Below are 19,714 nucleotides of genomic sequence, written 5' to 3' on the forward strand. Positions count from 1 at the left end.
CAGGCTGCCGGTCATGATGGTGGATCAACATGGCCCGGTCGATGTGCTCAATCACGCTCAGCTTCTCGACCAGGGTGAGCGGGCGGCCGTGGCCCTGGCGCGGCTCGGTGTGCGCCCCGGCGACCAGGTCGCCGTTCTGCTGCCCATGTCCCTGGAGTCCGTGGTGGCGACCCTCGCGTGCATCCGGCTGGAGGCCCAGCGCCTCACCCTCCCGGTCGGGGACCATCTGGGGTTCATCCGCCATCGCATCCGTACCTCGGGTGCCAAAGTGGTGATCACCGCCGGGAGTTGCGCCGTCGACGGCACCGTCTGGGACATCAAGTCGGGTCTCGACCGTGCCTTATGGGCCTGTCCGGACGTGCACTCCGTCCTGGTGGTGCAGCAGCTGGCCAGGCCGCTGCCCTGGACCCCCGGGCGTGATCTGTGGTGGCACGAGGCGCTGGCCGCCGGGCCGGTCCCGGGCGGACCGTACGCTGGAGTCATGAGCAGCGCCCCCGAGCAGTCCGCCACCCCGTCGCCGTCGTCGGCCGTGCCGGCGTTGTTGATCTTCGACGACCCGCTGGAGCGCCGCTCCGCCGATGACAGTGATCAGGGCTGGGGCGAGCGTCCCGTGGAGGAGGGCGCCGCGGGCGATCTGCTCCGTTTCCTGGACGAGCGGCCCCCGCACCACCTGTGAGGCGGTGCGGCGTGGCGCGGGGGTGGATCAGTCGTCGAAGCGGGCGTTGTCCAGGGCGTCGGTGAGCCGGTTCAGCCGCTCGCGCAGTTCGGAGATCTCCGTCGGAGCCAGGCCGGTGGCCGTGGCGATCCGCTGTGGCACCCGTAGCGCCGGCTCGCGCAGGGCGGTGCCCTGCTCGGTGAGGCGTACGGTCACCGAGCGCTCGTCCTCTGGGCTGCGTTCCCGGTGTACCAGGCCGGCCGTGTCCAGCCGTTTGAGCAGTGGGGACAGGGTGCCGGATTCCAGGCGGAGCAGTTCGCCGATCCGTTTCACGGGCAGTTCGCCGTGTTCCCAGAGCACGAGCATCACCAGGTACTGCGGGTAGGTCAGCCCCAGATCCTTGAGCACAATCCGGTAAACGCGGCCGTAGGCGCGTGACGCGGCGTGCAGGGAGAAGCAGATCTGGTGGTGCAGTCGCAGGAATTCGCCCTCGCCCGGTGGCCGCTGCGGCCGGCTGGGTGATGTGGTGGTGGGCTCGGTGGTCATGTTCTCCACCATACCGGGGGTGCCTCGTCCGCGTTTTAGTTGTGCACAACTTAGTTGTGTGCTTAGGTTGGGGAGAGAAGAGAGTCGGCCGACAGTGACATGGATGAGGGAGACCGTCATGGAACCGCTGTACACCGCGATCGCGACCGCCAACGGACGTGAGGGGCGGGCCGTCAGCTCCGACGGTCAGCTCGACCTCACCCTGGCCCCGCCGCCCGCGCTGGGCGGCAGCGGCAAGGGCACCAACCCCGAGCAGCTGTTCGCCGCCGGCTACGCCGCCTGCTTCGCCAGCGCGCTGGGCGCGGTGGGCCGCCAGGAGAAGGTCGACACCAGCGAGGTGTCCGTCACCGCCGAGGTCGGCATCGGCAAGTCCGACGACGGCAGCGGCGGGTTCGGGCTCGCCGTGGTGCTGCGCGTCGAACTGCCCGACGCGCTCTCCGGCGAGCGGGGCGAGAAGCTGGTGGCCCAGGCGCACCAGGTGTGCCCGTACTCCCGGGCCACCCGGGGCAACATCGAGGTCCAGCTCGTCGTGGAGTAGGCGGGCGGCGGGCCCGCCCCGGGTCAGCGGGTGCCGGGGCCGTCCGAGGGCCGCTGCGGATCCGCGCCCGGGTCCGAGCCGTTGGGGGCGGCGCGCTGGCCGACCAGCGCAGGCGCCCCCAACGGGTTCCCGGCGGTGCGCTGGGCGATCAGCTCGTCGCGGATCTCCATGAGGATGTCCAGCTCGGTCTTGGCGGCCGGCACCTCGCTCACCGGGGTCTTCGCCGCCCGGCGGGCATTGAACCGGTTCATCGGCATGATCATCAGGAAGTAGACGACGGCGGCGGTCATCAGGAAGGTGAGCGAGGCCGTCAGCACCGACCCCCAGCGGATCGCGGCCCCGCCGGCCGTGTCGCAGTCCCCCGTCAGGCACAGCACGTACTGGTCCAGGTCCTGCGTCCCGAACGCGCCGATCAGCGGATTGATCACTCCGTCGACCACCGAGTTGACGATCCCGGTGAACGCGGCGCCGACGACGACCGCCACCGCCAGCTCGATGACATTCCCGCGCATCAGGAATTCTTTGAATCCGCTCAGGATTCCCTTGGTCTCGCTCACTGCACTGTCCTTCTGGGGTGAGATCCGCGTCGGACCCCGCACGGTGCACCACAATGGCATTCCGTGTCCAATCGGTTCGAACTACCATCGGGATACCGCCAGTTGTGATCCAGCCGCCGCACCGGCCAGTTCGGCCGCCGTGCCGGGGGAGACCGACAGCACCAGCAGCGCGCCCTCGCCGGACAGGGGCGGGGACAGGGACGGGGACGGGCGGGCCGGGCGGGTCTCCGGGTCGGCGGCGGCCGGGATCTCGGACACCCGGGCCCGATGGGCGACCACCCGGGCCGGGTCCGTCGTACCGGGGTCGGCGGCCAGGACGTCCACCTCGTCGCCCGGCTCCAGCAGGCGTACGACCTCCGCGTCGGCGATCCGGACCGCCGCCGAGACGAGCCGCTCGGTACGGGGCTCCGCCGCCGGCGTCCCCGGGCCCTCCCGGGCGTCGGCGACCGGCACCGTCAGCGGATCGGCCCGGCGGCCCGAAGGTCCATCGCCGGGCAGCGCCATCGCCAGCGTGGCCGCTGCCACCGCGAGCGCCGCCGCCAGCGCGCGGCCCCGGCCCCGTACGATCCGCCGCAGCCCGAACCGCCGGGCGCGCGGGCGCAGTGGGGCGAACTCCGGCACCACCGGGCGGGTCGAGGTGCCGGTGGCGGCCGTGGCAGGGACAGTCGCGGTGGGGACAGTCGGGGTGGGGGCGGTCGCGGTGGGGGCAGCGAAGGGAGTGTGGGAAGTGCGAGAGGGGGGTGTGGGTGTCGTCCGTGTCATGCGGCCACTCTGGCCGCCTTCGCAAGAACCTGCCGCGGGCTGTGGACAACTCCGGGGCTGTGGATAACTTCGTCACCCACAGGAGTGAGTCAGGGCAGCTCGATGCCCGGATCCTGTCCCAGCAGCGCCGTCCCGCACCCGCAGTCGCGCTCCGCCGGCAGCGCCGCCACCGCGTCGAAGAGCACCTCGCGCAGCCGGCCGATGTTCTGGCCGAAGACTTCGAGCACCTCCGCGTGCGAGACGCCCTCGCCGCTCTCCGCGCCCGCGTCCAGGTCCGTGACCAGGGTCAGCGAGGTGTAGCAGAGCTCCAGCTCCCGGGCGAGCACCGCCTCCGGGTGGCCGGTCATGCCCACCACCGACCAGCCCTGCGCCGCGTGCCAGCGCGATTCGGCGCGGGTGGAGAAGCGCGGCCCCTCGATCACGCACAGCGTGCCGCCGTCCACCGGCTCCCAGCCGCGCCCTCGGGCGGCGGCCAGCGCCGCCCGGCGGCCGGTGGAGCAGTAGGGGTCGGCGAACGTCAGATGCACGACGTTCGGCACTCGGCCGTCCGGTCGCTGCTCGCCGTCGTAGTAGGTCTGCCGCCGGCTCTTGGTGCGGTCCACCAACTGGTCGGGGACCAGCAGCGTGCCGGGCCCGTACTCGGGGCGCAGTCCGCCGACCGCGCACGGGCCGAGGACCTGGCGTACGCCCAGTGAGCGCAGTGCCCACAGGTTCGCCCGGTAGTTGATCCGGTGCGGGGGCAGGCCGTGTTTGCGGCCGTGCCGGGGGAGGAACGCCACCCGGCGGCCGGCGATGTCGCCGAGGAAAAGGGAGTCGCTTGGCGCCCCGTACGGCGTCTCGACGGTGACTTCGGTCACATCGTCCAGGAAGGAGTAGAAGCCGGACCCTCCGATGACGCCGATCTCCGCGGCGGCGGCGCTCATGCGGCGGAGCTGCCGGCGGATGACGACGACGAGGACGCGGCGGTCGACGTGGTCGACGACGGCGATGAGGACGACGACGAGGACGACGAGGTGGCGGCCGGGGTGCTGCCGCTGCCCGCGTCGGAGCCCGCCTTCTTCTCCGTCTTGCCGCCGCCGTCCGCCTTCTGCGCCGAGGACGCCGCCGGGCTGCTGCTGGAGGAGCTGTTGCGGCTGTCGTTGCGGTAGAAGCCGGAGCCCTTGAAGACAATGCCGACCGCCGAGAACACCTTCTTCAGCCGCCCCTGGCAGCTCGGGCACTCGGTCAGGGCGTCATCGGTGAACTTCTGCACCACCTCAAGGCCCTCTTGGCATGCGGTGCACTGATACTGATACGTCGGCACGTGATCCTCCTGGCACTCTTCTCCACCGAGTGCTAACGACGGTCCATCGTGCAACATTCCGGGTACGGAAGTCCACTGCCGACCCCCGCCGACCGGCGCCACCGGCACCCGGCAGCGCCCGCCGAGCGCGCTTCGCCCCCTTATGACGCAGACCATCGCGGCGGGTGACTCCCCGTAGGCTCACCCCAGTGGCCGTATGTCTATGGTTGCTTCCATCCGCTTACCTGGCCTGTGAAGGACACAGATGCCCGCCAAGAAGCCCTCGCGGCGCCTCCGCGTGTTCGTGATCGCTGTCGTACTGATCGTCCTGTCCGGATTGGGGTACGGCGCGTTCTGGACCGTGAGCACCGTGCGGGCGTCCTACCCGCAGGTGTCCGGGGAGATAGAAATCGACGGGCTCAGTGGCCCGGTCACCGTGCAGCGGGACGCGAACGGCATCCCGCGCCTGTACGCCGACACCGCTGATGACCTCTTCCGCGCCCAGGGCTTCGTGCATGCCCAGGACCGGTTCTGGGAGATGGATGTCCGCCGGCATCTGACCTCGGGCCGGCTCTCGGAGATGTTCGGCGACGGGCAGGTGGAGACGGACGCGTTCCTGCGCACCCTGGGGTGGCGGCAGGTGGCCCAGCAGGAGTACGACGAGGAGCTGGCGCCGCAGACCAAGGCGTACCTGGAGGCGTACGCGGAGGGCGTGAACGCGTATCTGGGGTCGCGTTCCGGCGCGGATCTGTCGGTGGAGTACGCGGCGCTCGGCTTCCTCAACGACTACACGCCCGAGCCGTGGGACCCGGTGGACTCGGTGGCGTGGCTGAAGGCCATGGCCTGGGATCTGCGCGGCAACATGGAGGACGAGGTCGACCGGTCGCTGCTGGCGGGGCGGCTGAGCCCGGAGCAGATCGAGGAGCTGTACCCGGAGTACCCGTACGACCGGCACAACCCGATCGTCGAGACGATCGGTGACGGTGCGGACGGTTCCGGCTCCACATCGCCGGACGGCGGGTCGTCCGCCGATGACGCGGTGGACGGGGTCACCACGCAGCTGGGCGCGCTGTCGGCGACCCTGGACGCGATCCCGGCGCTGCTGGGTCCGGCGGGCAGTGGCATCGGTTCGAACTCGTGGGTGGTGTCGGGGCAGTACACGACGACGGGGCTGCCGCTGCTGGCGAACGACCCGCACCTGGGGCCGGCGCTGCCGTCCGTGTGGTACCAGATGGGGCTGTACTGCAACGAGGTGAGCGAGGAGTGCCCGTTCGAGGTGTCCGGGTTCACCTTCTCCGGGATGCCGGGCGTGGTGATCGGCCACAACGAGGACATCGCGTGGGGCTTCACCAACCTGGGCGCGGATGTGACCGATCTGCGGCTGGAAAAGCTCAGCGACGGCAACTATCTGCGCGACGGTGAGCAGAAGCCGTACGAGACCCGTACCGAGATCATCAAGGTCGCGGGCGGCGAGGACCGGGAGATCACCGTACGGTCCACCGAGAACGGCCCGATCGTCTCCGACCGGCACGACGAGTTCGCCGAGACCGGCCAGACCGCGCCCGTGGAGTCGGGCGCCCCGGACCGCGGCAACGGCTACGCCGTCTCCCTCACCTGGACCGCGCTGGAGCCGTCCAACACCATGGACGCCGTCTTCGGCCTCAACACCGCCGCGACCTTCGACGACTTCCGGGCCGCCGCCGCCGACTTCGCCGTCCCGGCGCAGAACATGATCTACGCCGACACCGCCGGCAACATCGGCTATCAGGCGCCCGGCAAGATCCCGGTACGCGGCAAGGGCGACGGCCGCTACCCCGCGCCCGGCTGGGACTCGGCCTACGACTGGACCGGCTACATCCCGGCCGACGAGCTGCCCTGGGAGCTGAACCCCGAGCGCGGCTACATCGTCACCGCCAACCAGGCCGTCATCGACCCGGCCGGCTACGACCACTTCCTCACCGAGGACTGGAGCTACGGCACCCGCAGCCAGCGCATCGAGGATCTGCTGGTGTCGAAGATCGAGGACGGCGGGAAGATCTCGATGGGCGACATGCAGTCCATCCAGCTGGACAACAGCAACGAGATGGCGCGGGTCCTGGTGCCCTACCTGCTGGACATCGACATCTCCGACCCCTACGTCCGCGAGGCGCAGCAGCTGCTGGAGGGCTGGGACTACAGCCAGGACTCCGACTCGGCGGCAGCCGCCTACTACAACGCGGTGTGGGCGAACATGCTCCAGCTCGCCTTCGGCCACAAGCTCCCCAAGGAGCTGCGGGTGGAGGGCCAGTGCCTGCGGGTGCGCCCGGCCGACGATTCGGCGCCGCTGGAGGACGCCAACGGCGACACGCTGTTCCAGACCGAGTGCGGCGAGCGCTCCCCGGACTCGGCGTGGCCGGACGGCGGTGACCGCTGGTTCGAGGTGGTGGGCAACCTGATCGAGGAGCCCGACAGCGACTGGTGGACGACCCCGGCCACCCGTACGGAGCCGGCCGCCACCGACCGCGACGAGCTGCTGGCGCGTGCCCTGCGCGATGCCCGCTGGGAGCTGACCGCGAAGCTGGGCAAGGACATCGACACCTGGAGCTGGGGGCGGCTGCACCAGCTGACGCTCACCAACCAGACCCTCGGCGAGGAGGGCCCGGGCCCGCTGCGCTGGATGCTCAACCGCGGGCCGTGGAACCTGTCGGGCGGCGCGGACGCGGTCAACGCCACCGGCTGGAACGCGGCGGGCGGCTACGAGACGACGTGGGTGCCGTCCATGCGGATGATCGTGTCGCTGGCGGACTTCGACGATTCGCTGTGGATCAACCTGTCGGGCGCCTCGGGGCACGCGTACCACGAGAACTACACCGACCAGACGGGGATGTGGGCGCGCGGCGAGTTCCTGCCGTGGCCGTCGACGGCGGAGGCGGTGGCCGAACGTACCCGGGACACGCTCACCCTGACCCCGGCGGCGGGTGGCGGCCAAAGCGGGGAGTGAGGCCGTACTGAACGCGGCGGGCGGGGCGGTACCGGTACGAGCCGGTCCCGCCCCGCCGTCGTTGCCGCCCCGGCTCGCCCCGCCCCGCCGTCGTTGCCGCCCGGCCGCCGCTCAGCGCGGCGGGAAGCGGTGTACGCCCTCGGGGGTGACCGCCACCCGTACCGGCCGGTCGTGCGGTTCCACCGGCAGCTCGCCGACCACCTCGTGCCCGTACAGCAGCACCACCAGCGCCGGATCGGCCCCCGCGCCGGCCAGCCGCGCCAGCACCCGGTCGTAGCTGCCGCCGCCGCGCCCCATCCGTACCCCGCGCGCGTCCACCGCGAGCCCGGGCAGCAGCACCACGTCCGCCGCCAGCACCGCCTCCCGGCCCAGCCGTGCCCCGCCCGGCTCGCGCAGCCGCATCCGGCCGCCGCGCTCCGTCTCCACCAGTGACCCGGGGCCCTCGTACGCGCCCCAGTCCAGGTCGTCGTCCTCCCGCAGCACCGGCAGCAGCACCCGTACGCCGCGCTCGCGCAGCGCGTCCAGCAGCGCGCCGGTGCCCGGCTCGTGGCCGACCGACACGTACGCGGCGACCGTGCGGGCCGCCGCCAGCTCCGGCAGGCCCAGCGCCTGGGCGGCCAGCTCCGCGGCGGCCTGGGTCACCTCGTCGGCGCCGAGCGCGGCGCGTACCGCGAGCAGATCGCGGCGCACCACCCGCTTGCCGTCCCGCGCGGTCCGTGCGGTCCCTGCGACATGATCCATTTCGTCATCCTCGCGTAAAGGGTCCAAGCACACTAGCTGGATAAAGTGACGGGCATGACATCACCTCGCCCCCGGATCAGCAAGGCTGTCATCGCCGCCGCCGGGCTCGGGACCCGGTTTCTCCCCGCGACCAAGGCCACCCCGAAGGAAATGCTGCCGGTGGTCGACCAGCCGGCGATCCAGTACGTCGTGGAGGAGGCCACCAGCGCCGGCCTCACCGACGTCCTCATGATCACCGGGCGCAACAAGCGTCCCCTCGAAGACCACTTCGACCGCAACTACGAGCTGGAGGACGCGCTGCGCCGCAAGGGCGACCTCGACCGGCTCTCCCGGGTGCAGGAGTCCACCGCCCTGGCCGCCATCCACTACGTGCGGCAGGGCGACCCCAAGGGCCTGGGCCACGCCGTGCTGTGCGCCGCCCCGCACGTCGGCGACCAGCCGTTCGCCGTGCTGCTGGGCGATGACCTCATCGACCCGCGCGACCCGCTGCTCACCCGGATGACGGCCGTCCAGGAGGAGCGCGGCGGCTCCGTCATCGCGCTCATGGAGGTCGACCCGTCCCAGATCCACCTCTACGGCTGCGCCGCCGTCGAATCCACCGGGCAGGACGGGGTGCACCGGGTCACCGACCTGGTGGAGAAGCCCGACCAGGCGGACGCCCCCAGCAACCTCGCCGTCATCGGCCGCTACGTCCTCGACCCCGGCGTCTTCGAGGTGCTGCGCAAGACCCCGCCGGGGCGGGGCGGCGAGATCCAGCTGACCGACGCGCTCCAGACGATGGCCACCTCGGAGGTGACCGGCGGCCCGGTGTACGGGGTGGTGTTCAAGGGCCGCCGCTACGACACGGGCGACCGCGCCGACTATCTGCGCACCATCGTCCGGCTCGCGTGCGAACGTGAGGACCTCGGGCCCGAGTTCCGGACCTGGCTGAAGACCTATGTCAACGAGGAGATGCGGGCACTTGAGTGACCTGTGGTCGGTCGATGACCACCTTGCCGACATTCTGCGGGCGGTCCGCCCGCTGGACCCGATCGCCCTGCCGCTGCTGGAGGCGGACGGCTGCGTGCTGACCGAGGACGTGACCGTCCCCACCGCGCTGCCGCCGTTCGACAACAGCTCGATGGACGGGTACGCGGTGCGCTGCGCCGACATCGCCGCCGCCACCGCCGAGCGGCCGGCCCGCCTCGCGGTGGTCGCCGACATCGCGGCGGGCGGCGGCGCGGAACTTCCGGCGCTCCAGCCGGGGCAGGCCGCCCGGATCATGACCGGCGCGCCGCTGCCGCCGGGCGCCGAGGCGGTGGTCCCGGTGGAGTGGACGGACGGCGGGCTCGGCGGCGGCCCGGTGGCGGCGATGCCGGCCGGGCGGGTGGCGGAGGGGGCGCGGGTACGGGTGCACCGGCCCGCCGAGCGCGGGGCGCACATCCGCGCGCGCGGCTCGGACGCGGCGGCCGGCACCCTCGCGCTGGCGGCCGGCACCGTGCTGGGGCCGCCGCAGCTGGGGCTGCTGGCGGCTGTCGGCCGGGCCACGGTGGAGGTACGGCCGCGCCCGCGCGTCGTGGTGCTGTCCACCGGCAGCGAACTCGTACCCCCCGGCAGTGCGCTGCGCCCCGGGCAGATCCACGACTCCAACAGCTTCACCCTCACCGCCGCCGCCCGCGCCGCCGGGGCCGCCGCGTACCGGGCGGCCACCGTCGCGGACGAGCCGGAGCGGCTGCGGGCCGCCCTGGAGGACCAGCTCTCGCGCGCCGATCTGGTGATCACCAGCGGCGGGGTGAGCGTGGGCGCGTACGACGTGGTGAAGGAGGCGCTGCGCGGCAGCGTGGAGTTCCGGCGCCTGGCGATGCAGCCGGGCAAGCCGCAGGGCTTCGGGCTGGTCGGCAGGCAGCGGGTGCCGCTGCTGGCGCTGCCCGGCAATCCGGTCAGCTCGTACGTGTCGTTCGAGCTGTTCGTGCGCCCGGCGCTGCGGGCGCTGGCCGGGCACGCGCGGGTGGAGCGGCCCCGGGTGCGGGCGCGGCTGGAGTGCGCGGCGCCGCTGACCTCGCCGGCCGGCCGGCGGCAGTATCTGCGCGGCGCCTACACGCCGCCGGTGCCCGGCGAACGGCTGGGCACGGTGCGGCCGGTGGGCGGCGCGGGCTCGCATCTGCTGGCGGCGCTGGCCCGCGCCGACGCGCTGATCGAGATCCCGGAGGCGGCCACGGCCGCGGCGTGTGGGGCGGAGCTGACGGTGGTGCCGCTGGGCGGGGAGGCGCAGGAGTACGGTAGCTCCTCATGAGCAGCCCTCATCTGACCCATCTGGACGCGTCGGGCGCGGCCCGGATGGTGGACGTCAGCGCCAAAGAGATCACCGCCCGCACGGCGCGGGCCACCGGCCGGGTACGGGTGTCGCCCGAGGTGGTGGCGCTGCTGCGCGGCGCGGGGGTGCCCAAGGGGGATGCGCTGGCGGTGGCCAGGATCGCGGGCATCATGGGCGCCAAGCGCACCCCGGAGCTGATCCCGCTGTGTCATCCGCTGGCGCTGTCGGGGGTGACGGTGGAGCTGACGGTGGCGGACGACGCGGTGGAGATCGCGGCGACGGTGCGCACCACGGACCGTACGGGGGTGGAGATGGAGGCGCTGACGGCGGTGTCGGTGGCGGCGCTGACCGTGGTGGACATGGTGAAGGCCGTGGACCCGGGCGCGGTGATCTCCGATGTGTGGGTGGCGGAGAAGACGGGTGGCAAGTCCGGGCGTTGGAGTCGCGCCGAATGAGCGGTGAGCGGGAGTACCGGGCGCTGGCGGTGACGGCGTCGAACCGGGCCTCGGCCGGCGTGTACCCGGACCGGGGCGGGCCGCTGCTGGTGGCGGCGCTGCGCGGGTGGGGGTTCGTGGCCCAGGGGCCGCAGGTGGTGCCGGACGGCGAGCCGGTGGCGGCGGCGCTGCGGGCGGCGGTGGCGGCCGGGTACGACCTGGTGCTGACGACGGGCGGGACGGGGCTGACGCCCAGGGACCGTACGCCGGAGGCGACGCGCGCGGTGATCGACTACGAGGTGCCGGGCATCGCGGAGGCGATCCGGGCGGCCGGGTTGGCGAAGGTGCCCACGGCGGCGCTGTCGCGCGGGCTGGCCGGGGTGGCCGGGGGGCGGACGCTGATCGTGAATCTGCCGGGTTCGACGGGTGGGGTACGGGACGGGCTGGCCGTGCTGGAGCCGCTGGCGCGGCACGCGGTGGACCAGCTGCGCGGCGGCGATCACCGGCCGTGAACATTCCCTGGCCCGTGGAGCTGCGGGACGGCGAGGTGGGGCTGCGCCCCATCAGACAGCGTGATCAGCGTGCCTGGCGTGAGGTCAATCAGCGCAACCGGGACTGGCTGCGGCCGTGGGAGGCGACGATTCCGCCCCCGCCGCCGGGGCAGTTGCCGGGGCACCGGCCGTCGTACCGGCAGATGGTGCGGCATGTGCGGGCGGAGGCGCAGGCGGGGCGGATGCTGCCGTTCGTGGTGACGTACCGGGGGCGTCTCGCGGGGCAGTTGACGGTGGCGGGCATCACGTGGGGGTCGATGTGTTCGGCGCACCTGGGCTACTGGATCGATCAGGAGGTGGCGGGGCGCGGGGTGATGCCGGCGGCGGTGGCGCTGGCGACGGATCACTGTTTCCGGTCGGTGGGGCTGCACCGGGTGGAGATCTGCATCCGGCCGGAGAACGCGCCGTCGCGGCGGGTGGTGGAGAAGCTGGGGTTCCGGGAGGAGGGGCTGCGGCCACGCTATCTGCACATCGATGGCGCCTGGCGGGATCATCTGATCTTCGCGTTGACGGCGGATGAGGTGCCGGAGGGGCTGGGGGAGCGCTGGCACCGGCGGAGCAGTCACCAGCAACACAACAAATAGAACGCGTATTCGGATAATCCTTAACTGATCCATAAAATCCGAAGAAATGCCCGGTATGCGCTCCGGATCGTGCGACACACCGCGCTATTTGGCAGATGGACTCATGCAAACCCCTCTACCGTGTGAGCGTGAGCGGCAGTGGTCTCATCTTCGCAATGATCGTCGGGGCCTGGGCCGCGTACCTCGTGCCCATGTGGCTGCGCAGACAGGACGAGCTCAACGAGGCCCGTCCCACGGAACGCTTCAGCACCGCGATCCGGCTGCTGTCCGGCCGCGCGGCACTGGAACGGCGCGCCGCCCGGCGGGCCGCGGAGGGGGACGCGTCACCAGGCGACCGCGACGCCGACGTGCGCGCCTACGCCGAACCGGTGACCGCGCTCGCCGCACCCGACCCCGAGCCGGAGCCCGAAGCCGTCCCCGAACCCGAGCCAGAACCGGTGACCGCCGCCCGCGCGAAGGTCCTGGCCCGCCGGCGGCGTACCACGATGGTGTTGTTCGTGGCCTTCGCCGGGGGCGGCATCTTCGCGCTGAGCGCCGGGGGCGGCGCCCTGTGGATCCCGGCCGTCCCGGGCGTGCTGCTGAGCGCCTACATCATCAACGTACGGGCCCAGGAGCGCCGCCGGTACGCGGTCACCATGGACCGCCGCCGCGCGGAGGACGCCGCCCGGCGGCTGCGCGAACGCACCCAGGCCGGCCCGGCGGCCCGCCCCGAACAGCCCTCGCGGGCCGTGGTCGAGCAGACCGACCACGCCGAATGGATCGACCAGCAGCGCCGCCGGGGCCCGGCGGCCGAGGACGAGCCGAACGGCTGGGAGCCCGCCCCGGTGCCGCTGCCCACCTACGTGAGCGCCCCGGTCGCCCCGCGCACCACCCGCGGCGTGGACCTGGACGCCCCCGGCACCTGGAGCGCGGCCCGCTCCACCCCCGCCCAGCAGCCGCCGCAGCCGCACGGCCAGCACGGCCAGCAGCCCCCGGCGGCGGGCGGCGGCCAGCCGGGCCCGCAGCGCACCCCGCTGTTCGACCAGTTCGAAGAGGACGACCACCCCCGCGCCGCCGGCGAGTAACAGCGGATTTCGGCCCGCCCCACGACGGATGCTAGAGTTTCCCTCGTTGCAAGGGCCTGTAGCGCAGCCTGGTAGCGCATCTCGTTCGCAACGAGGGGGTCAGGGGTTCAAATCCCCTCAGGTCCACAACAAGGGCCGTTCCCAAGACCAGGTGGAACGGACCGGCGAAAGCCCCCGTCGAGTCAATCGACGGGGGCTTTCGCGTGCGTGCAAGCAGCGAAGTACAACAACGACGTTCTGAGTTCGCTATCGGGGGCCGAGCACGAGGGTGAGGACGTACGCCGGGTAGTGGAGCGGATCGCGGAGGGTCCGCGCCTCGTCGACCGACCAGCCGCGGCTTCTTCCGCCGTACGGGCCGCGCCTTGACCTGGCCCGCCACGTTCTTGCCGATTATTTTCTCGGTTGTGGCGTGCGAGCGCCGACCGCAGCGCCGTCCGAGCGTCCTGCACCGTCCGCCGGGAGGGCACCCGCCGGCGGGGGTCGCGGTGGCGCTCCGGACGCTTGGCGTCCCGGCCCTGGGCACAGCACCCCGGACCGTGAGCTTGTCGAGCCGTTGCGCCCCGAGGCCGGGCGTGATGCAGCGGCGGACGTGCATCGCGTACGTCTCTGTGGCCTCGGGATTCAGCTCCGGCCGCCCCCTCACGGAACCCGTACGCCAGGTACAGACAGCGCAGGTGCTCGCGGGCCGGTTCCGGCTCGTGATCGACCGGCTGTACGGCCACCTGCTGGTCGACCGGGCGTCCGTCGAGGAGGAGGCGCGGGCGATCTGCGCCCATGCGTACGACTCCCCCGCCGCGATCCGGGCCAGCAACGACTGGTATCGGACGATGCGTCAGGACGTCGCGGATCTCGCCACCCGCGCGCCGGTGTGACGGTTCCCGTCCTGACGATGGCCGGCGAGTTGTTCCACGCCGCGCTCCGTGAACCGATGGGGCCGGACGAGGGCACCGGCATCAGGGTGGTGGAGGTGCGGGGCGGCGGGCACTGCATCTCCGAAGAGCGGCCGGATGCGGTGATTCGCGAACCCACCGGTTTCTTCGCCCCGGCCGGGGCGTCAGGCCGGGGTGTCGGTCGGCGGGGTCCAGGTGGGGAGGTGCTTCATGACCTCGCCGAGCAGGGTGCACAGCCGCTGGTAGTCGTCCTCGCCGAGTGAGTCCCGCAGATGGCCGTCGAGGTGTACCAGCAGCCGGTCGGCGCCGGTGAGTTCCCGGCGGCCGGTGTCGGTGAGGTAGAGCTCCTGGACGTTGGCGTGCCTGGGGTGCGGGTGGCGTTCGATCCAGCCGCGGTCGACGAGTTTGCCGACCAGTGGCGTGATCGCCTGCGGGGTCACGCCGACCAGGCGCGCCAGTTCGGCGCCGGTCAGTCCTGGTTCCACCTCAAGGTTGATCAGGACGGAGTACAGGGACCCGGAGACGCCGAGCTTGCGCAGCGGGGGTTCTTTGGTGCTTTGCAGGGCCAAGTCGGCGCGCCGCAGCAGGGATACGGCGCGGCTGAGTACCTCCGCGTTGCGGGTGGTCCCGGGTGGTTCGGTCACGATCGCTGAGCTTACAACACCTTCACATTCATACAGGTCTTGTTGTCTATCAAGAACTTGATACATTGCTCGGCATGACAGCCACGAGGTATGTCGCCCCCGAGGAGGCGTCCGCCGTCCCTGGGCCGGGGCGCGCGGTACGCGAACTCGATCGCCCACCGCACCGCGCGCCGCGCGCTCGGGCCGCCCGGCTCCGGAACGGCCGAGTGAGGAGTGTGATCGCCGGTACGCGTGCGTTACCGCGAAGGGCCGGGACGGTGCTCGGCCTCCTGGCCGCCCTCGCCCTGACCGCCGCGTGCGGAGCGGACGGTGGTGGCGGCGGCGGGGCCACGGCGACCACGACCGGCCCGGAACTGACCCGGCTGGTCATCGACTACAGCCCGACCGCCAACAACGCCCAGCTGTCGCTCGGCGTGGAGCGCGGAATCTTCGCACGGCACGGCATCGAGATCGCCCAGGTGCCCGGCTCCGGCGCCAGCGCCAACAGCGTCGCCCTGCTGCTCAACGGCCAGATCGATCTCGCCGTCACCGAGATCACCGCCTTGCCCGCCGCCGTCGCCGCCGGCTTCCCCGTACAGATCGTCACCTCCCTGGTCACCGACTACGAGTCCCCGCAGGGCGACGCGTTCTCCCTCGTCGTGCCGGACGGCAGCCCCATCCGGACCTTCGCCGACCTCGCCGGCCGGACCGTCGCCGTCAACGGCCTGGAAAGCTTCTTCGACCTCACGGTGCGCGAGGCCGTCCGGCAGGCGGGCGGCGACCCCGACGAGGTCGGCGTCATCGCCGTACCGTTCGAGGACCAGCTCGCGGCGCTGCGGCAGGGCAGGGTGGACGCGGTCAGCACCATCGAGCCGTTCGCCGGGCAGCTGACCACCGACGGCTTCCGCTCCATCGGCAACCCCGCCACCGCCGCCCTCGGCCCGCGCAGCAGCGCCGGCGTCATGATGGCGGCACGGCAGTTCGTCACCGAGAACGAGGACGTCATGCGGCGCTTCCTCGCCGCCTGGGACGAGACCACCGCGTACGCCAACGACCACCCCGACGAGATCCGCGCGACCATCGCGGAGACCACCGGCGCGCCCCCGGACACCGTGGCCGCACTGCCCCTGCCCTGGTACGTGAGCGGCATCGACCGCGACTCCGCCGAGCGCATCGCCGCGCTGATGGTCGAGTACGGCCGGCTGGATTCGGCGCCCGCGCTGGAGGAGTACGCCTGGCCGCAGGCGCCGGACGCCACCGATCTCAGCACGCCGCCGCGCGGCCTTGAGGTCTCCGGGTGAGGCGCGACAGGCTCGCGTTCGCGCTCCCGGCGCTCACCACCGCCGCGCTGCTCGCCTTCTGGGAAACGCTGTCCACCACCGGCACGCTCCCGGCCGAGATCCCCCCGGCCTCCACCGTCGGCGGATGGCTGGCCGGCAACCTCGGCGCCGCCGAGCTGTGGACGGCCGTCGGACAGACCCTGGGCCACTGGGGCCTCGCGCTGCTCACCGGGGTGACGATCGGCGCCGCGCTCGGCGGCGCGATGGCAGCCGTCCCGGTGCTGAACGAACTGCTGGCGGGCGTGGTCGAGTTCTTCCGGCCCATCCCCGTCGTGGTCTATCTGCCGGTCATGCTCCTGCTGCTGGGCGCCACCTCCCAGGTGGTGGTCGTGCTCGCCGCGGTGGCCGCGGTGTGGCCGATGCTGTCGCAGACGTTCTACGGGGTACGGGCCGTGGACCCACTCACCCGGGACACCGCGCGCGTCTACGGGCTGACCGGAACGCAGCGGCTGGTGTGGGTGACCGCGCCCGCCATCGCCCCCTACCTCTCCACCGGCATACGGATCGCGTCCACCATCACCCTCCTGGTGGCGATCGCCATGGAACTCATCGGCGCGGTCCCCGGGCTGGGCGCCACGCTGGGCGCCTATGCCACCAATGGCGTCTACGACGCGATGTACGGCGTCATCGTGCTGACCGGACTGCTCGGGGTGCTGCTCAACGCCGGCTTCGAACGGCTCGAACGGTGGGCCTTGCGCTGGCACCCCTCCCACCGGGCCCGGACCGCATGAGGAGGGCAACCGTGACAACAGGCGCGACCCGAATCGCTCTCCGGCTGGTGCTCCCCGCCCTGCTGGTGCTGCTGTGGTGGACCACCTCCGCCCGCAGCACGTCCCCCTTCTACCCGCCGCTGAGCGCGGTGCTGGCCTCCTTCCAGGAGACCTGGCTGTTCGCCCGGCTGGGCTCGGACGTGCTGCCGAGCCTCACCCGCCTGCTCGCCGGGCTGCTGATCGCCTCGGCCGCCGGGGTCGCCGCCGGCGTCGCGCTGGGGCGGAGCAGACCGCTGGCCCGGGCGCTGAACCCCGCCCTCCAGTTCTGCCGCTCCCTGCCGGGCACCGCCCTCATCCCGGTCAGCGTGGTGCTGCTCGGCATCGGCGACGGCGCGAAGATCGGCGTCATCGCCTTCGTCTGCGCGTTCCCGGTGCTGCTGAACACCGCCGACGCGGTGCGCGGGATCGACCCGCAACTGGAGGACGTGGCCCGTACGTACCGGCTCACCCGCACCCAGCGGCTCACCTCGGTGCTGCTGCCCGCCGCCGCACCGCAGATCTTCGCCGGGATCCGCACCGCCCTCGGCATGGCCTTCATCATGATGGTCGTCACCGAGCTGTACGCGGCCACCAACGGCGTCGGTTTTGTCACGGTCAGCGCCCGGAACTCCTTCGACATCCCGCAGATGTGGGCCGGCACCCTGCTGCTCGGCCTGCTCGGCGCGGCGCTGACCGCGCTCTTCCTCGCGCTCCAACGGCGCGTCCTGCACTGGCACATCGGCATGACCGGAAGGAAATGACATGTTGTCGGTCACCAGCGTGCGCAAGACGTACGGCGTCGGCGAGCAGGCCGTGGAGGCCATCCGCGATCTGACACTGACGGTGGAGAAAGGCGAGTTCGTCTGCATCGTCGGACCCTCGGGCGCGGGCAAGACGACGCTGCTGAAATGCCTGTGCGGCCTGCTCACTCCCTCGGCGGGCACCGTGCTCCTGGACGGCCGGCCGGTCACCGGGCCGCCGAAGGCCATGGCGTCCGTCTTCCAGGACTACAGCCGATCGCTCATGCCCTGGCTCTCGGTCGAGCGCAACATCGGGCTGCCGCTGCGGAACAAGCACCGCTCCGCCACCGAGCGGGCCGCCCGGATCGCCGGGGCGCTGAGCGCCGTCGGCCTGGAGGGGTTCGGCGCGCGCTACCCCTGGGAGCTGTCCGGTGGCATGCAGCAGCGGGTGGCGATCGCCCGCGGCCTGGCGTACGAGCCGGAAATCCTGCTGCTGGACGAGCCGTTCGCCTCCGTGGACGCCCAGACCCGGGCCGGTCTGGAAGACCTGATCCTGCGGGTACGGGAGACCACCGGCGTCACCATGCTGCTCGTCACCCACGACATCGACGAGGCCGTCTACCTGGCCGACCGGGTCGTGGTCATGTCCGCCCGGCCCAGTGTGGTGGTCGGGACGGTGGCGGTCGATCTGCCCCGGCCGCGGGATCAGGTCGCCACCAAAAGCCTCGCCGGGTTCGCCGAGTTGCGGGCCCGGGTGATGGGGCTGATCCGGGCGGCCCCCGGTGCGTCCGCGCGGCTGACCGGCCACGACCGAACGACGGAGGGTGATCGATGAACAAGGACACGGACACGGGCATGGGTACGGGCATGGGTACGGGCACGGACGCGCTGGAGGAAGTGGTCACCCTCGACCAGGCCACCGGCGAGAAACTGGCCCGCTACCCCGTCGCCGGACCCGGCGAAGTGGCCACCGCGGTCGCCGCCGCCGCGTCGGCCGCCGGACCGTGGTGGGACCTCGGCTTCGACGGCCGCGCCACCCGGCTGCGCGCCTGGCGCCGGGCCATCGCGCGCGGCGGGGAAGAACTGGCGGCGCTCATCCACGCCGAGAACGGCAAGTCCGTCGAGGACGGCCGCGCCGAAGTGCTCGCCATCGTCGGGCACCTCACCTTCGCGATCGACCACGCCGAACGCGTACTCGGCCGCCGGGAGGTCCCCGTACCGCCCACGATGACCCACCAGCGGGCCTGGGTCGAACAGCTCCCGTACGGCGTCGTCGGCGTCATCGGCCCGTGGAACTTCCCGCTCGGCACACCGGGCGCGATCGTCGTCCACGCGCTGGCCGCCGGCAACGCCGTCATCCTGAAGCCGAGCGAACTCACCCCCGGGGTGGGCCAGTGGCTGGCCCGCTCCTGGGCGCGGGCGGTGCCCGACCAGCCCCGGGTCTTCCAGAACCTCATCGGGTACGCCGCCACCGGCCGCGCCCTCGTCGCCGCCGGGGTGGACAAGATCGCCTTCACCGGGAGCGTCCGGTCCGGCCGGGCCGTCGCCGCCGACTGCGCGCCGAGGCTGACCCCGGTGCTGCTCGAACTGGGCGGCAGCGACGGCGTCATCGTCGCCGAGGACGCCGATCTGGAGCTGGCCGCCGCCCACATCACCTGGGGGGCGTTGCAGAACGCCGGCCTGGGCTGCATCAGCCTCGAAGTGGCCTATGTCGCCGACCCGGTGCACGACGCGCTGGCCGCGGCGATCGCCGAACGGGCCCGGCACGTACGGGCCGGCAGCGCGGACGGCGACCAGATCGGGCCGGTCCCGCTGCCCGGCCGGCTCGCGGTGATCCGCCGCCACATCGAGGACGCCATCAGCCGGGGCGCGACCGCGCTGGTGGGCGGCCCGCAGGAGATCACCGACCGGTACGTACAGCCCACCATCCTCGTCGACGTCCCCGCCGACGCGCCGGCCGTCACCGAGGAGACCTTCGGCCCCGTGCTGTCGATCGTGCGGGTCCGCGACACCGAGGAGGCGATCACCCGCGTCAACGCCGGCCCGTACGGTCTCGGCAGCGCCGTGTTCAGCCGGGAGCACGGCGAGTCCATCGCCCGCCGCCTGCGGGTCGGCATGACCAGCGTCAACGACGCCCTCGCCTTCTCGGCGATCCCCGGCCTGCCGTTCGGCGGGCGCGGCGACAGCGGCCACGGCCGCAAGCACGGCGACGAGGGGCTGCTGGAGTTCGGCTACCCGCACGCCATCACCGTACGCACCGGCCCCGCCGCCGTACCCACCTCGACCTTCGACCGCCCGCCGGGCGCCATGGCCGCCGCCCTCGGCGCGCTGCGCGACCGGCTGTCGGCCGGGGGATGACAGTGACCCCATGGAGAAGGGAACCCA

22 protein-coding genes and 1 tRNA gene are annotated in these 19,714 nt (G+C 72.5%); 16 read left to right on the top strand and 7 right to left on the bottom strand.

From position 1 onward, the window contains the following. Positions 1-13 precede the first annotated feature (13 nt). Positions 14-676 (top strand): AMP-binding protein, encoded by a 663-nt coding sequence (locus AC5WRL_RS21465; protein WP_496090244.1) that lies wholly within the window; start codon positions 14-16, stop codon positions 674-676. Between the two features lie 27 nt (positions 677-703). Here the strand turns inward: AC5WRL_RS21465 and AC5WRL_RS21470 are convergent, their stop codons facing one another. Then, positions 704-1,201, bottom strand: a complete 498-nt coding sequence (locus AC5WRL_RS21470; protein ID WP_496090245.1) for a MarR family winged helix-turn-helix transcriptional regulator — start codon at positions 1,199-1,201, stop codon at positions 704-706. A gap of 118 nt (positions 1,202-1,319) precedes the next feature. Here AC5WRL_RS21470 and AC5WRL_RS21475 point away from each other — a divergent pair, with 118 nt between their 5' ends. After that, positions 1,320-1,739, top strand: a complete 420-nt coding sequence (locus AC5WRL_RS21475) for an organic hydroperoxide resistance protein (RefSeq protein WP_496090299.1) — start codon at positions 1,320-1,322, stop codon at positions 1,737-1,739. Between the two features lie 23 nt (positions 1,740-1,762). Here AC5WRL_RS21475 and mscL read toward each other — a convergent pair whose 3' ends face one another. The 4 genes from mscL to AC5WRL_RS21495 form a co-directional block, all read right to left on the bottom strand. Further along, entirely contained in the window at positions 1,763-2,296 is a 534-nt protein-coding gene (gene mscL, locus AC5WRL_RS21480) for a large conductance mechanosensitive channel protein MscL (protein ID WP_496090246.1), read from the bottom strand. Positions 2,297-2,377: 81 nt separating this feature from the next. Further along, complete coding sequence (locus AC5WRL_RS21485) at positions 2,378-2,917, bottom strand: hypothetical protein (protein WP_496090247.1); 540 nt, start codon at positions 2,915-2,917, stop codon at positions 2,378-2,380. A 230-nt stretch (positions 2,918-3,147) separates the two neighbouring features. After that, entirely contained in the window at positions 3,148-3,981 is an 834-nt protein-coding gene (locus AC5WRL_RS21490) for an S-methyl-5'-thioadenosine phosphorylase (protein WP_496090248.1), read from the bottom strand. Continuing rightward, a complete protein-coding gene (locus AC5WRL_RS21495) occupies positions 3,978-4,361 on the bottom strand; it encodes an FmdB family zinc ribbon protein (protein WP_496090249.1) in 384 nt (127 codons plus the stop codon). Before AC5WRL_RS21495 ends, AC5WRL_RS21490 begins: the two co-directional genes overlap by 4 nt. A 244-nt stretch (positions 4,362-4,605) precedes the next feature. Between AC5WRL_RS21495 and AC5WRL_RS21500 the strand changes: the two genes are divergently transcribed. Next, the gene (locus tag AC5WRL_RS21500; RefSeq protein WP_496090250.1) at positions 4,606-7,320 is read left to right on the top strand and encodes a penicillin acylase family protein; all 2,715 of its coding nucleotides are present in this window, start codon (positions 4,606-4,608) and stop codon (positions 7,318-7,320) included. Positions 7,321-7,431: 111 nt separating this feature from the next. Here AC5WRL_RS21500 and AC5WRL_RS21505 read toward each other — a convergent pair whose 3' ends face one another. After that, complete coding sequence (locus AC5WRL_RS21505; RefSeq protein ID WP_496090251.1) at positions 7,432-8,061, bottom strand: 5-formyltetrahydrofolate cyclo-ligase; 630 nt, start codon at positions 8,059-8,061, stop codon at positions 7,432-7,434. Between the two features lie 54 nt (positions 8,062-8,115). Here AC5WRL_RS21505 and galU point away from each other — a divergent pair, with 54 nt between their 5' ends. The 8 genes from galU (at position 8,116) to AC5WRL_RS21545 (ending at position 13,859) form a co-directional block, all read left to right on the top strand. Beyond that, positions 8,116-9,030 carry a UTP--glucose-1-phosphate uridylyltransferase GalU gene (gene galU / locus AC5WRL_RS21510; RefSeq protein WP_496090252.1) on the top strand — a complete coding sequence of 305 codons (915 nt, stop codon included), beginning with the start codon at positions 8,116-8,118 and terminating at the stop codon, positions 9,028-9,030. Beyond that, positions 9,023-10,333 (top strand): molybdotransferase-like divisome protein Glp, encoded by a 1,311-nt coding sequence (gene glp, locus AC5WRL_RS21515; protein WP_496090253.1) that lies wholly within the window; start codon positions 9,023-9,025, stop codon positions 10,331-10,333. Before galU ends, glp begins: the two co-directional genes overlap by 8 nt. Next, positions 10,330-10,809: a cyclic pyranopterin monophosphate synthase MoaC gene (gene moaC / locus AC5WRL_RS21520; protein ID WP_496090254.1), complete on the top strand. Its 480-nt coding sequence runs from the start codon at positions 10,330-10,332 to the stop codon at positions 10,807-10,809. Before glp ends, moaC begins: the two co-directional genes overlap by 4 nt. Then, a complete protein-coding gene (locus AC5WRL_RS21525) occupies positions 10,806-11,300 on the top strand; it encodes a MogA/MoaB family molybdenum cofactor biosynthesis protein (protein WP_496090255.1) in 495 nt (164 codons plus the stop codon). The genes moaC and AC5WRL_RS21525 overlap by 4 nt, the downstream gene beginning before the upstream one ends. Beyond that, positions 11,297-11,923 (top strand): GNAT family N-acetyltransferase, encoded by a 627-nt coding sequence (locus AC5WRL_RS21530; RefSeq protein WP_496090256.1) that lies wholly within the window; start codon positions 11,297-11,299, stop codon positions 11,921-11,923. Before AC5WRL_RS21525 ends, AC5WRL_RS21530 begins: the two co-directional genes overlap by 4 nt. Positions 11,924-12,051: 128 nt before the next feature. After that, positions 12,052-12,987, top strand: coding sequence for a divisome protein SepX/GlpR (gene sepX / locus AC5WRL_RS21535; protein ID WP_496090257.1), 936 nt, complete (start codon positions 12,052-12,054; stop codon positions 12,985-12,987). Positions 12,988-13,039: 52 nt separating this feature from the next. Further along, positions 13,040-13,113: transfer RNA gene (locus AC5WRL_RS21540), tRNA-Ala, on the top strand. Between the two features lie 548 nt (positions 13,114-13,661). Next, complete coding sequence (locus tag AC5WRL_RS21545; RefSeq protein ID WP_496090258.1) at positions 13,662-13,859, top strand: hypothetical protein; 198 nt, start codon at positions 13,662-13,664, stop codon at positions 13,857-13,859. 182 nt (positions 13,860-14,041) lie between these two features. Here AC5WRL_RS21545 and AC5WRL_RS21550 read toward each other — a convergent pair whose 3' ends face one another. Continuing rightward, the gene (locus AC5WRL_RS21550; protein ID WP_496090259.1) at positions 14,042-14,521 is read right to left on the bottom strand and encodes a MarR family winged helix-turn-helix transcriptional regulator; all 480 of its coding nucleotides are present in this window, start codon (positions 14,519-14,521) and stop codon (positions 14,042-14,044) included. Between the two features lie 257 nt (positions 14,522-14,778). Here AC5WRL_RS21550 and AC5WRL_RS21555 point away from each other — a divergent pair, with 257 nt between their 5' ends. Genes AC5WRL_RS21555 through AC5WRL_RS21575 form a run of 5 tightly spaced genes read left to right on the top strand, consistent with a single transcriptional unit; the run spans position 14,779 to position 19,687 of the window. Then, a complete protein-coding gene (locus AC5WRL_RS21555) occupies positions 14,779-15,801 on the top strand; it encodes an ABC transporter substrate-binding protein (protein ID WP_496090260.1) in 1,023 nt (340 codons plus the stop codon). Continuing rightward, positions 15,798-16,571, top strand: coding sequence for an ABC transporter permease (locus AC5WRL_RS21560; RefSeq protein ID WP_496090261.1), 774 nt, complete (start codon positions 15,798-15,800; stop codon positions 16,569-16,571). The genes AC5WRL_RS21555 and AC5WRL_RS21560 overlap by 4 nt, the downstream gene beginning before the upstream one ends. A gap of 11 nt (positions 16,572-16,582) precedes the next feature. Beyond that, a complete protein-coding gene (locus tag AC5WRL_RS21565) occupies positions 16,583-17,350 on the top strand; it encodes an ABC transporter permease (RefSeq protein ID WP_496090262.1) in 768 nt (255 codons plus the stop codon). Between the two features lies 1 nt (position 17,351). Continuing rightward, on the top strand, positions 17,352-18,164 hold the full coding sequence (locus AC5WRL_RS21570) for an ABC transporter ATP-binding protein (RefSeq protein WP_496090263.1): 813 nt from the start codon (positions 17,352-17,354) through the stop codon (positions 18,162-18,164). Continuing rightward, positions 18,161-19,687 carry an aldehyde dehydrogenase family protein gene (locus AC5WRL_RS21575; protein ID WP_496090264.1) on the top strand — a complete coding sequence of 509 codons (1,527 nt, stop codon included), beginning with the start codon at positions 18,161-18,163 and terminating at the stop codon, positions 19,685-19,687. Before AC5WRL_RS21570 ends, AC5WRL_RS21575 begins: the two co-directional genes overlap by 4 nt. Positions 19,688-19,714 lie beyond the last annotated feature (27 nt).

Source organism: Streptomyces sp. NTD107 (genome assembly GCF_059510435.1).